Source organism: Pseudoalteromonas sp. APAL1, from assembly GCF_021532475.1.
GTDB lineage: Bacteria > Pseudomonadota > Gammaproteobacteria > Enterobacterales > Alteromonadaceae > Pseudoalteromonas > Pseudoalteromonas lipolytica_C.
Genome location: NZ_JAKGAW010000010.1, coordinates 46,557 through 60,025, shown reverse-complemented (window position 1 = coordinate 60,025; position 13,469 = coordinate 46,557). Strand labels below are relative to the sequence as shown.

Sequence of the window (13,469 nt, the reverse complement as noted above, 5' to 3'; positions counted from 1 at the left end):
ATGCGTTATATTAAGCATGAAGACTCACAGTTACATTTTGCGCAAACAGATAAACCAACTCTAAAAGATAACGAAGTTCTTATTGCTGTAGCGGCGATCGGCGTTAATCGCGCAGATTGTTTACAGCGACAGGGCAAATATCCAGCACCCAAAGGTGACAGTGAAATATTAGGTTTAGAATGCGCCGGTACCATTGTTGAGCAAGGTAGTGCAGTATCCGGTGACTGGCTTAATAAACGCGTTTTTGCCTTGTGTGCGGGCGGTGCTTACAGCGAGTATGTTGCCGTTGATGCAGCGCAAGTCATGCCGTTACCAGATGAAATGACAATGGCACAGGGCGCTGCTATCAGTGAAGTATACTTAACGGCTTTTTCTGCCTTATTTCAATTTGGTCAGCTCAAAGCGGGGCAAACGGCACTGATCCATGCGGGAGCCAGTGGTGTAGGTGGTGCGGCAATTCAAATGGCAAAGCGCGCAGGCGCTCAAGTAGTGATTACCGCGGGTAGCGATGAAAAGTGCGAGCATGCCAAGCAGCTTGGCGCAGACCATACTATCAATTATAAAACCACCGACTTTGTAGAATATTTTAAAGCCAATAATTTACAGGCCAATACCATTGTTGATCCTGTATCAGGAAGCTATTTAAATAAAAATGCTGCTGTTGCAGCCATGGATTGCCAAATTGTGATGTTAGCATTTTTAGATGCACGCTTTGCTGAGGTTGACTTTGCAAGGCTACTTAGTAAGCGAATTTCATTTCATGCATCAACGTTACGTAACCGTTCAATTGAATTTAAGCGCGATTTAAAAGAGCAGTTTATATTGCGCTTTTATGATGATTTGGCTAAAGGGTTGTTCGATTGCAATATCTATAAAACCTTAAATTGGCAAGAGGCAAATGAGGCGCACCGCATTTTAGATAACAACGAAAATTCGGGAAAAGTGGTTCTGTTAGTTGAATAACAGCAATTTGCCCATATTATTGGTTTTATTAGTAGTTAAAAGTAAAGGTTAGTATGAACCCAATTATTGCAATGCTCAAAGAGCACAATGTCAGTGACGAAAAAGTGCGTGAGCTGTTCCAAGCGTTTATGGAAAACCCAATGATGGCAATGGGTTTGGTTCAACAGTTAGGTATTCCACCAGAGAAGCTCCAGCAACTGATGGCATTAGTGATGACTCAGCCACACCTTATTAAAGAAGCGGCTGAATCAGTTGGCATCAGTGATGATGAAGTTGAACAAGCCAAAGCGCAGTTCAAAAATCAGCAGTTATAAAATTGAATGATTCGAATTGAAAAAAGGTTAGCTATTTGGCTAACCTTTTTTGTTAGTATTATTGATACGAAAACACGTCGTCCAGTTTTTTATCAAACAACTGTGCAATCTTAAAAGCCACCTCAAGAGAGGGGGAATATTTACCTTTTTCAATTGCTACAATGGTTTGCCTTGAAACACCAACAGCCTCTGCTAATGCTTGTTGCGTCATTTCATTGTGATGAAATCGAAGTTCTCGAATGGTATTACTGAGCTGTTTTGTCATTTAGCTGTCTCTTCGATATAAATACGCTTTGCTAGCAATAGTAATAATTTCACTCACTAAAAAACCAATAATAAGAAAGTGCATAATATTATATAGATCAGAGACCTCAGGTAACAGCATACGTCCAGACACACGCTCAATTTGCGTTGTTAAAAATACACACATTAAGATAATTGCAGAGCAAAACCAATGACCAAGTTTGGTGCTTTTTAGCTCAATAAGCTTATCGCGCTCATCATCCCCCAAGTCTGCTTCTTTGTGTTTAATACCCGCAAGCAGAGATTGCATAATGATCTCTAAGATCACCGCTACTACAACAACCTTATACAAATAAGACACCATGGTATCTTGGTTAAGCTCACCTGCAGCTTGAAGTGAATTAATCCCTAAAAGGTAATAGCTTAAAAGGCCAATGGTTACCACCAAGGTGCCCCAAATTGTCATTTCTTTGTAGCTCATCGTTATTATCCAATGTAAAAAATATTTGACTTGATGTTAAGTAAACTACTCATTACTTGTGATGTCAAATAATTTTGACATCATGTATGATATTTTTATCATTGACGTATTTCGTTACATTTAGTTAAGAACTAATTCGAACCGCAGTGGCTCTTATGAAAACAAACAACAAATAAGGAACGAATATGAACTGGCTTTTGAAAGTATGGAAAAATAACCGCTCTTTGATTTTATTTATCTGCTTGATGAGTGTTTTTAGAAGTGCGGTGGCTGATTGGTATGAAGTGCCAACAGGTTCAATGAACCCGACCATCGTTGAAGGGGATCGAATTTTAACGGATAAAATGGCTTATGATCTGCGTGTGCCATTTAGTCATATTTCGCTAATGCGCACAGATGAGCCAAAAGCCGGTGATATCATTGTATTTGACTCTAAAGCTGCAAATAATCGCTTAATAAAGCGTGTTATTGGCGTGCCGGGCGATACAGTGACATTAGTAGATAATAGATTGATCATTAACGGTAAAGCACTTGATTACGCATTAACTGATGATAAGCAAGAGCAGCAGATACTCATTGAAAACCTTGCCGGTGTTCAGCACGCTATTCAAATATCAAAAACGCCTTCGGTGATGCAGCATTTTGCCCCTGTCGTTATCCCCAAGGACATGTATTTAGCGATGGGCGATAACCGCGATAATAGTGCAGACTCGCGAGTAATTGGCTTAGTGCCTCGCAGTGAGTTATTAGGTAAAGCTAAAAGAGTGCTTGTATCACTCGATTATGATGATTATTACTTACCTCGAAAAGAGCGGGTTTTGCATGATTTATACTTAGCACCTTAGCTAAACAAAAAAACCGTTGTGTCTTAAACACAACGGTTCATTTATAAGCTAGTAATTGTGTAATTACATTACACGCATACCAGGCTCTGAGCCTTCATCTGGGTTAAGAATATAAATTTCTTTACCGCCAGGGCCTGCTGCTAATACCATGCCTTCAGACATACCAAAACGCATCTTAAGAGGCTTAAGGTTCGCTACCATAACCGTTAGCTTGCCTTCGATGTCTTCAGGAGCATACGCAGATTTAATACCTGCAAATACTTGGCGCGTTTCGCCACCTAAATCTAAAGTTAGTTTTAATAACTTATCTGCGCCTTCAACATGTTCTGCTTTCGCAATTTTCGCTACACGTAAATCAACTTTAGCAAAGTCGTCAAATTCGATTTCAGGGCTGATTGGCTCTTTAGCTAGTGGGCTGTTTGGATCAATCTTGTCTTTTTCAGCAACTAGGCTTTCTTTTGATTCTTCAATCATTTTGTTTACTTTATCCATTTCAACACGTTGCATTAACGGTTTGAACTTATTAATTGCGTGACCAACAAGCGCTGTTTGCGCGCCTTGCCATGTTAAACCGTCGTTTAAGAAGGCTTCAACGTTTGCTGCCATACCTGGCAGAACAGGTTTTAAGTAAGTGATAAGTACGCGGAACATATTCAAACCAAGTGAGCAAACATCGTGTGCTTCTTGTTGTTTTGTTTCGTCTTTAATTAACACCCACGGCGCTTTAGCATCAATGAATTGGTTTGCTTTATCAGCAAGGGCCATGATTTCACGAATTGCACGGCTGTAATCACGGTTTTCATAGTGATTTGCGATGCTTGCAGAAGCTGCTTGGAACTCACCTAATAGCGCTTCGTCCATTACGGTGTCGCTAAGCTTGCCATCAAATTTCTTAGTGATGAAACTTGCACAACGACTGGCGATATTAACCACTTTACCTACTAAGTCTGAGTTTACACGCAGTGCAAAGTCTTCAAGGTTTAAATCAAGGTCAGTGATACCGTTGTTTAATTTTGCCGCGTAGTAATAACGAAGATACTCAGGATCTAGGTTATCAAGGTAAGTACGCGCCTTAACAAAGGTGCCTTTTGATTTAGACATCTTCGCGCCATTTACAGTCACAAAACCGTGTGCAAAAACGTTAGTAGGTTTTCTGAATTTTGCACCATCTAACATTGCCGGCCAGAATAGGCTGTGGAAATAGATGATGTCTTTACCAATGAAGTGGTAAAGCTCTGCATCTGAGTCTTCGCGCCAGAATGCATCAAAATCAATCCCTTTTTTGTCGCACAGGTTTTTAAAGCTCGCCATGTAGCCAATTGGCGCATCTAACCATACATAGAAATATTTACCCGGTGCGCCAGGGATTTCAAAACCGAAGTAAGGTGCATCACGGCTGATATCCCACTGCTGTAAGCCATCAGCAAACCATTCATCAAGCTTGTTCGCCATTTCTTGTTGAATCGTACCTGAGTGTAACCACTCTTTAAGCATGTCTTCAAAAGCAGGAAGGTCGAAGAAGTAATGCTCCGAATCTTTTAAGATTGGCTCAGCGCCCGACATTACAGAGCGTGGGTTGATAAGTTCAGTTGGGCTGTATGTAGCACCACAAGAATCACAGCTGTCGCCGTTTTGATCTTCAGACTTACACGTTGGGCAAGTACCTGTTACAAAGCGATCAGGTAAGAAGATACCTTTCTCTGGGTCGAAAAGTTGAGAAATAGTATGCTTTTTAATGTGACCTGCTTCATTTAAACGGTTGTAGATTAGCTCGCTAAAGTGACGGTTTTCTTCACTGTGCGTGCTGTGATAGTTATCAAACTCAATATTGAAATCAGCAAAGTCACGTTGACGTTCAACACTGACATTTTTAACCATCTCTTCTGGCGTGATCCCTTGCTTTTGCGCATTAAGCATAATTGGTGTGCCGTGAGCATCATCCGCGCAAACGTAGTAGGTTTCATGACCTTGTTGTTTTTGGAAACGCGCCCAAATATCAGTTTGGATGTATTCTAGTAAATGACCTAAGTGAGTCGGGCCATTGGCATAAGGTAATGCGCTAGTAATCAGGATCTTTCGCTGTGCCATAATCATTCCGAATTGAGATTAGTTCGATGCAAACATGCACGAATATCATTATTTAATCCATTGCCAGTTGTTTATATACAAGCTAAAGCAATGATATTATCTAATTGTCTGGTTTTAATGCCTTGAATGTTACATAATTCCGCAGCACTTTTCATCAAAGAAACGCTAATTTATTGCTATGTTTGGACTGTCAAAACTATTCTCAAGTAAATCGGCTGAAAAAGCGCCTATCATTGCTGCCTTAGCCGCCTATCGTAGTAGCGCATTTGCTATTGGCATTGAGCAAGACTGGCTCGAAGAGCTAAATCAAAACAGCGATAAAAGCTGGCAAGTCAAATTAAGCCTACCTTTTGCTGGCTGTGGCGAAATCAACGAAATTGAAAAGTTTGTCAGTGATAAACTATCTGTGCCTGTGTCAATTACAGCTCAGGTCAAGTTACCGAACGTATACAGTTTTAAGCAAATAAAACATATTGTACTCGTTGCGTCAGGCAAAGGTGGAGTAGGAAAATCAACGACGGCAGTGAATCTTGCTTCGGCTTTACAGCAAGAGGGTGCACAGGTTGGTATTTTAGATGCCGATATTTATGGTCCGTCTATTCCTCTGCTATTGGGTCTACAAGGAGCTGAGCCTAAAACAGAGGATAATAAAAACTTACTTCCTTTTGAGGCACATAACCTCAAGGCGCAGTCGATCGGCTTTTTAGTACCAAGTGATGATGCAACTGTTTGGCGTGGTCCTATGGCATCAGGAGCACTTAATCAATTAATGAACGAAACTGCTTGGGGAGAGCTTGATTATCTAATCGTTGATATGCCACCAGGCACGGGTGATATTCAATTGACCATGAGCCAAAAAGTACCTGCAAGTGGTGCGGTTATCATTACTACTCCTCAAGATTTAGCCTTAGCCGATGCGCAAAAGGGCATTGCTATGTTCAATAAAGTGAACGTCCCCGTGCTTGGCTTAATTGAAAACATGAGTTACTTCTTATGTGGTCATTGTGGGCAACCAAACCATGTTTTTGGCAAAGATGGCGCTGTAACATTGGCTCATCGCCATGGTGTGCCTGTGCTGGCTAATATCCCATTGGCAATTGAAATTCGTGAGAGCTCAGAGCAAGGTGATCTGATAGCGCAGGATAGTGCGGCTGAAATAAGTTGTACTTATAAAACGGCAGCTAGGGTCCTTGCTAGTAGTTTATATTATCAACAAGCCCAGACCAGCAAAGTAGATATTGTTATTACAGAAGACTAATTATTGAAATTTAGTCATTAATTAGTGTGTATTTTGTATTAGTTTGTAATTAAATAATCTCATTTTATTTGGCATCCTCCTGTATTTACGCATTACTGAAGCATGATTGATAAATTTAGGAATAAACTCGGTTTATTTGTTAATAATTTATTGACGTTTTAGTAACCTTGTCATACTCTATGTAAGCGCTTACATTTTTGTTCTTTTTTATTTGACCTCAATTGTAAGCGCTTACAAATTGGCTGAAACTAATATTTGCTATTAATATCAGCTGTAAACTAACAAACACAGAATGTTAGGGTTCAATGCAATGAACAAAATAAAAACACACTTAACGCAACTCGCTATGGCACTATCTGTGGCGACGTTAGCAGGCTGCGGTGGCTCTGCCACAGACACAAAAATCGATACCATTGACCCAAGTGAGCCCGTTTCAGATTGGGTTATGGTATGGGAAGACAACTTTGATGGCGATTCCATTGATGAGGGCAAATGGAATTTTGAAATAGATTGCGCTGGCGGTGGTAACAATGAAAAGCAATGTTATACCGACAGTGAAGAAAATGCATTCGTAGCTGATGGTATTCTAAACATCGTTGCATTACCTGCAGAAGAGGGTGCTGCAAAACCTTATACCTCTGCGCGCATTAACACACGTTACAAAGCTGATTTTAAATATGGACGCTTCGAAGTCCGTGCCAAACTTCCAAGTGGTCAAGGCTCATGGCCTGCATTTTGGATGATGCCAACAGATGAAGTGTATGGTGGTTGGCCACGCTCTGGTGAAATTGATATCGTTGAGTCGGTTAACTTGAAAGTCCCAACAGATGACGGTGTTGAGTCAAATATCTACGGTACGCTTCACTATGGTAAAGAGTGGCCGAATAATGATCAAAGCGGTAAGGCTTATACATTTGATCAAGGCACTAACCCAGCGGATGATTTTCATACCTATGCAATTGAATGGCAAGAAGGTGAAATTCGTTGGTATGTAGACGACTATCTATATGCAACACAGCGCAAATCAGAGTTACTTTACAATGCTAAAGGCGAAGCTCTGGCACTTAAACACAAAGGTTGGTACACAGAGTACTTTGATCAAACAACCGGTGAGTTAACAACTTTCTGGGATGCATCTCCTTATGATCAAGAGTTTTATTTAATCTTAAACTTTGCTGTAGGCGGTGACTGGCCAGAAAACGTTAATGCAACGGGCATTGACGCAAGTGCATTTGAAAATGGTCAAACTTTTGAAGTTGACTATGTTCGTGTTTACGAATGTGCACAAGACCCTGATACAGGCAAAGGCTGTGAAACAGTTCGTCCTGGTTACGATAATTTAGAAGATGCATTAGTACAAGGTAAAGCTCCTTCACCTACACCACCTAGTGATGGTACAGTAACGCCGCTTACTATTTTTGATAGCAGCTTTAACCCTAACTGGCCTGCATGGGATTGTTGTGGTGGTTCAACTCCTGCACTTGTTGAAGATGCTGAGCGCGGTGATGTTGTTGAATTTGTTGTGGGGGCATCACCAACGGTAAATGGTTTCATTAGCCGTGATGCATTTATTACCGATGAAAACGGCCAAGCCACTCCTTATGACGCAAGCGCTATGCTAGAAGACGGTTATGTGCGTTTTGATATGCAAGTGACTTCATTACCTTCTACTCCTGATGCACCTTGGCTTTTCAAAATTGAAAGTGATGAAGGCGCAACAGCCGTTGAGCTAAACCTAAGTGCTAGCACTGAAGGTGTTAGTCCTGTAGCTGGTGAGTGGCAAACATATACCTTCCCATTACAAACATTAGCTGACGCAGGCTTAAATGTATCTTTGATTGATGTTGTAATGATTTTCCCTGCATGGGGTCAAGGTGAAGGCGCAGTTTACCGTGTTGATAATGTTGAAATCACTAACGGTGGTTCAACAACATTACCTTCACTAACACTGTTCACTGATGAGACTAACCTAGACTGGCCTCTGTGGGATTGCTGTGCGGGCTCAACACCTATTGAAGTAGTTGATGACGAAGAGCATGGTGTAACTGCTGAGTTTTCTATTGGTGCAACGCCAACAGTAATGGGCTTTATTAACCGCACCTCATCAGGTGGTAGTGGTACTCAATTTGATGCGACTTCGCTTGTTGATGACGGTATGTTGCAATTTGAGATGAAAATAACATCGCTACCATCAACTCCTGATGCACCATGGATGTTAAAGGTAGAGTCAAATGAAGGGGCAACAGCGGTTGAAGTTAACCTTAATACGAGTACTGAAGGTGTTGATCCGGTTGCGGGTGAGTGGCAAACCTACACATTCCCTGTAAGCACACTACTACAAGCTGGTTTAGATGTGAGTGCTATTGATGTCATCATGATTTTCCCTGCTTGGGGTCAAGGTGAGGGTGCTGTGTACCGCATAGATAATGCACGTATTTATGCACCGCAGCCGCAATCAGATCTCACTTTATTTGCAGATAGCGTAGCAGACCAATGGAGCATTTGGGATTGTTGTGCTGGTAGTACACCAACTGTAGAAACAGACGACGAAGCACACGGCTCAGTTGCTGAGTTTCAAATTGGTGCTCAACCAACTGTAATGGGTTTCTTAGCAGCAGATGGCGTGAGTTTTGATGCATCACACATGTTATCTCAAGGTGTAGTTCGTTTTGAAATGAAAATCGTTTCAAACGCAAGTAACCAAGATGCGCAGTGGTTATTTAAAATCGAATCAAACGACGCAGGGCAAGCTGTGGAGCTTCCACTAAGTGCAAGCCAAGAAGGTGTCGAGCCAGTGGTTGGTGAATGGCAAACATACACATATACACTTGCCGATTTACTAAGTGCAGGCCTTGATATTAGTGCAATCGACGTTGTTATGGTGTTCCCTTCATGGGGCATGGGTGAAGGTGCGGTTTACCGTATCGATAATGCAGTCATTGCGAATCCTTAATTAACACTGGCAACAATGGTGGGTGCCAAACTGGCACCTACATACCATGGCAACAAATTGCAAAAGCAGGTAAATCATGAAAAGCACAAAATTTATTAAAACGCCTCTTGCAGCTTCAGTGGCGATGATCTTAACCGCAGGGTTTGGCACTATGCCGATGGCTTACGCGCAAGATGAGCAAGCTGACAAAGAAATAGAAATTATTGAAGTAAAAGGTATTCGTGGCAGTTTGATCCGCGCCATGGATATGAAACGCGATGCTACAGGTGTAGTTGATGCGATTTCGGCAGAAGAAATGGGTAAATTCCCAGATACTAACTTAGCCGAGTCACTACAACGTATTACCGGTGTATCTGTTAGTCGTTCAAACGGCGAAGGCAGCGAAATCACAGTGCGTGGTTTTGGCCCTGAGTTTAACCTCGTAATGCTTAACGGCCGTCAAATGCCGGGTACTGGTTATACACGTTCTTACGCCCTTGAAAATATCGCCGCTGACGGGGTAAGTGCACTTGAAGTTGCAAAATCAGGTCAAGCAGATGTACCAAGTGGTGGTCTTGGGGCAACAGTAAACATTATTACGACTCGCCCTTTAAATAGCCCTGGTGAAAAATTTAGTTCGTCTATTAAGGCTATTCACGACTCGTCAAATGAAAAAGGGGATGATGTAACTCCTGAATTCTCAGCGATGTACAGTAATACATATGTTGATAATTCAGTTGGCTTTGCCGTTTCATTCTCACATCAAGAGCGTGATTTCCAACAACAAAGCGCAAACATTCAAGGCTGGCAAGCGAATGTAGATTTACCAACATTAGATGAAGGTGACTACATTGACCCACGCCCAGTAGATAGTGAAGGCAACCGTGTTGGTAACCATTTCTTTCCAAAAGATATGAACTACAGCATTGCTGATGTTGAACGTGAGCGTACTAACGGCCAAGTGACTTTACAATATGCACCAGTTGAAAACTTCACTGCAACGGTTGATTACACGGCAAGCCGTGCAATTACAGGTGTTGAAACAACAGGCTGGGGTATCTGGAACGACTTTAGTACAAACATTAATAGCTATGAGCTAGATGAAAATGGTACTGCACTTTATGCCGATATTAGTGGTAACGATGGTTCATTTACTGCAAGCCGTGGCACTACAGAAGTAAAAGCACGCTCAATTGGTTTAAATTTAGAGTGGCAAATCAACGATGCGTGGGAAGTTGAGTTCGATTATCACGATTCGAAAAATGAAACAGACAATGGTGCAGATGACGGTTTAGGTTCGAATGGCCAGATCATTCTTGGTTCTGACCAACTCCGTAGCAAGGTGTATGACTATCGTACTGGTGAAATCCCGCATGCATATGTTAATTGGAATAATGGCACTACGGTACTTGATCCAAGTGAAATTGATTCGAACTTCAGCCAGTTTATTTATTCGCCGGGTGAGTCTAATGTAGAGCAAGCGCAGCTTCATGCTACGTGGTTAAATGACAGCTTTGAAATTCCACTTGTTAAAGTGAAATTTGGTGCTGCCAATACCAAACAAACTATGGGTGGTTTTACTGCATGGAGTGGCTGACGTGGTGGTCCTGGCTTTAACCCATCATTCACAGAGATCTTCCCAGACGGTATGTTCACTTATAATGATACTGGTGACATGCTAGATCAGTTCGCTGGTGGTGGTAGTGCCCTTGAACCAAATTACTATTACACCTATAGCTTTGAAGAGGCGTTAGCTCGTCAGCTTGCTTTTTTAAACGAAGATTTATTGGGCGATAATCAATACTCAATTGACCCATTTTTTGATGGTATCGACAGTGAAAGCTATGTCGAAGAAAAAACGCAAAGCTTCTACATCAATACACTTTGGGAGTTTGAGTTATCTGACTACTTTGTTCAAATTAACGCAGGCTTACGCTATGAAGAGACCGATGTCACCAGTACTGTTCGTCAGAAAATAGAAAAACAGGTTAACTGGGTAAGTGAGTCAGAGTGGATCATGCAGTACGAAACAGGCGGTACAGATAACTTTTACCAAGAAGAAGGTAATTATGATATCTGGTTACCGAATATCGACGTAAAAGTTGAGATCACAGATGAACTTGTTGGACGCGTTTCTTGGGGTAAAACCATGGCTCGTGCACCGCTTGGTAACCTTGCTGGTGGTCGAAGCTTAACTGGTAGTCCAAAACCAGGTTCGCGTACAGGTGGTCAAGGTAATACTAACTTGTTGCCGTTTGAGTCAACGAATTTAGACTTATCGCTTGAGTATTACTATGGCGAAGGCAGCTACGCATCAGTTGGCTACTTCAAAAAAGACGTTGATAACTTTATTCAAACGCAAATTACTGAAACAACGATAGAAGGTCTACATGACATTCTAAATGGTCCTCGTTACCAAGAAGCCATTGCTTCTTTGGAAGCACGAAATGATGAAGTAACTAGTAAGACAATATTTAATGAAATGCTGGCACTTGGTTATGGTAATGCGGATGGTGCTATTGAACCAACTAGTGCAGACCCACTAATGGTATGGAATATTTCTCAGCCACAAAATACTGATAGTAAATCGGTAGATGGCTTTGAAGTTGCTGTACAGCACTTGTTTGGTGAAAGTGGTTTCGGTTTAGGTGTTAACGCTACATTTGTAGATGGTGATGTTGAATTTGATGTTAATAGTTTAACACAGCAAGCGCCTTTATCAGGTTTGAGTGATTCTGCTAACTTCCAAGCATTCTACGATAAAGACGGCTTGTCAGTTAAAGTTACTTACGCTTGGCGTGATTCGTACTTGATTGGTGTTGGTCAAGCGCAAGGCTCATCTGATGCGCCGCCACAATTTGGCGATACGTTTGGTCAATGGGACTTAAGCGTTAACTACGACATTAATGAAAACATGACAGTTTTCTTTGAAGGTATAAACCTTAACAACGAAACTGAACGTGGTTATGGCCGTTATGAAGAGCAGTTCTTATTTGCTCGTCAATACGGACCTCGTTATACAATCGGTGCACGTTATAGCTTTTAATCTCATATGAACCCTAATGAGAACCAAAGCCGCTCAATGAGCGGCTTTTTATTTTAGTAAATATAAAAAGGATACACAGCGCTTAAAAAGTTTATTGCGACTGAAAAAGTAAGCTGAAAAATAGCAGAAAATAGCAATGCCGGGGTTAATTAATAAATTGGGCATAAACACAATGTCGGTTTCACCATAACAATAAAGATAAAAGACCATGGTGAGTAATGAAGGTAGCGGGAAAAAGAAAGTTTCGTTTGCGACTAGGCCAACCACCGACCAGCTTGTTAGTAACAATGAGCCAATGAAGACGAGAAAGCCGTGCCAAATTTCTTGTTTTTTAGCGTAGTGTTTGGCGATTAAAATAGCAACAACACATGCTGGCAATGTTATTACGGATAAAATAACGTAATCCATAACAACTCATCCTCACTTTCCCTGTAATTCGGCAATTAGAACAAAACTCATGACTTCAGATAAATCAGAAACAGCTGATGTTGTTACCTGAGAAGACTTATTTAATCGAGATTTATTAGCGCAACACGCTGCTGATTTGTGTAATATATGTCACACTATGTCCATTCCATTTTGCTTAACTGCTACACAATAAACTCTTTGTGTTTTTAAGTTTAAGCTTAGCGTGTTTTTTCAGCTTAAAATCATATGTTTAAGTTGTTTTAGGTAGAATAATAAATGAGATTATCAGATACCCATATTCAGCAGTATATTGACGAAGGCCGTATAGTTATTGAGCCTACACCGAGTAAAGAAATGATTTCAGGTGTGACGGTGGACTTGCGTTTGGGCAATAAATTTCGAGTTTTCCAAGATCATACCGCAGCTTATGTTGACTTAAGTGGTCCAAAAGATCAGCTAAACAAGGCGATGGAATCCATTATGAGTGATGAAATTGTGCTTGCTGAAGAAGAAGCTTTTTTCCTTCATCCAGGTGAATTAGCTTTGGCAATTACCTATGAAAAAGTAACTTTACCTGCTGATATTGTAGGTTGGTTAGATGGTCGTTCATCGTTAGCACGACTTGGCTTGATGGTACATGTAACAGCACACCGTATTGATCCCGGTTGGTCAGGAAATATTGTTTTGGAGTTTTATAACTCAGGTAAATTGCCATTAGCGCTACGCCCAATGATGAAGATTGGCGCTATGAGTTTTGAAACCATGACAAGTCCTGCTGAGAATCCTTACAACACACGTAAAGATGCAAAATATAAGGATCAAAACTCAGCAGTTGCAAGTCGAATAAGTGATGATAATAAGTAAAGTATTGTGTGGCTTTTAGTGCCACAC

Annotated in this window: 10 protein-coding genes and 1 pseudogene; 7 read left to right on the top strand and 4 right to left on the bottom strand. The window is 41.2% G+C overall.

Going from position 1 to position 13,469, the window contains the following annotated elements:
• Both L1264_RS07040 and L1264_RS07035 read left to right on the top strand, forming a co-directional pair.
• Window positions 1–963, top strand: coding sequence for a zinc-binding dehydrogenase (locus tag L1264_RS07040; RefSeq protein ID WP_135925181.1), 963 nt, complete (start codon window positions 1–3; stop codon window positions 961–963).
• 53 nt (window positions 964–1,016) lie between these two features.
• Window positions 1,017–1,277: a DUF2999 family protein gene (locus L1264_RS07035; protein ID WP_199526722.1), complete on the top strand. Its 261-nt coding sequence runs from the start codon at window positions 1,017–1,019 to the stop codon at window positions 1,275–1,277.
• 58 nt (window positions 1,278–1,335) lie between these two features.
• Here L1264_RS07035 and L1264_RS07030 read toward each other — a convergent pair whose 3' ends face one another.
• Together L1264_RS07030 and L1264_RS07025 are read right to left on the bottom strand one after the other, a co-directional pair.
• A complete protein-coding gene (locus tag L1264_RS07030; RefSeq protein ID WP_054552938.1) occupies window positions 1,336–1,542 on the bottom strand; it encodes a helix-turn-helix transcriptional regulator in 207 nt (68 codons plus the stop codon).
• A complete protein-coding gene (locus L1264_RS07025; protein WP_199526721.1) occupies window positions 1,543–2,001 on the bottom strand; it encodes a hypothetical protein in 459 nt (152 codons plus the stop codon).
• Window positions 2,002–2,186: 185 nt separating this feature from the next.
• Here L1264_RS07025 and lepB point away from each other — a divergent pair, with 185 nt between their 5' ends.
• Window positions 2,187–2,846, top strand: coding sequence for a signal peptidase I (gene lepB / locus L1264_RS07020; RefSeq protein ID WP_199526720.1), 660 nt, complete (start codon window positions 2,187–2,189; stop codon window positions 2,844–2,846).
• Between the two features lie 63 nt (window positions 2,847–2,909).
• On the opposite strand, the gene metG is transcribed toward lepB, so the two are convergent.
• Window positions 2,910–4,934, bottom strand: a complete 2,025-nt coding sequence (metG, locus tag L1264_RS07015) for a methionine--tRNA ligase (RefSeq protein WP_199526719.1) — start codon at window positions 4,932–4,934, stop codon at window positions 2,910–2,912.
• Window positions 4,935–5,112: 178 nt separating this feature from the next.
• Between metG and apbC the strand changes: the two genes are divergently transcribed.
• The 3 genes and pseudogenes from apbC to L1264_RS07000 all read left to right on the top strand — a co-directional run bounded on the left by apbC (window position 5,113) and on the right by L1264_RS07000 (window position 12,170).
• Window positions 5,113–6,192, top strand: a complete 1,080-nt coding sequence (gene apbC / locus L1264_RS07010; protein ID WP_135925172.1) for an iron-sulfur cluster carrier protein ApbC — start codon at window positions 5,113–5,115, stop codon at window positions 6,190–6,192.
• A 310-nt stretch (window positions 6,193–6,502) separates the two neighbouring features.
• Window positions 6,503–9,145: a glycoside hydrolase family 16 protein gene (locus tag L1264_RS07005; protein ID WP_199526718.1), complete on the top strand. Its 2,643-nt coding sequence runs from the start codon at window positions 6,503–6,505 to the stop codon at window positions 9,143–9,145.
• Window positions 9,146–9,221: 76 nt separating this feature from the next.
• Window positions 9,222–12,170, top strand: a pseudogene (locus L1264_RS07000) (TonB-dependent receptor).
• Window positions 12,171–12,218: 48 nt separating this feature from the next.
• Here the strand turns inward: L1264_RS07000 and L1264_RS06995 are convergent.
• On the bottom strand, window positions 12,219–12,578 hold the full coding sequence (locus L1264_RS06995; RefSeq protein ID WP_235403836.1) for a hypothetical protein: 360 nt from the start codon (window positions 12,576–12,578) through the stop codon (window positions 12,219–12,221).
• A gap of 276 nt (window positions 12,579–12,854) precedes the next feature.
• On the opposite strand from L1264_RS06995, the gene dcd reads away from it, so the two are divergent.
• Window positions 12,855–13,442: a dCTP deaminase gene (gene dcd / locus L1264_RS06990; protein ID WP_130051745.1), complete on the top strand. Its 588-nt coding sequence runs from the start codon at window positions 12,855–12,857 to the stop codon at window positions 13,440–13,442.
• Window positions 13,443–13,469: the final 27 nt, after the last annotated feature.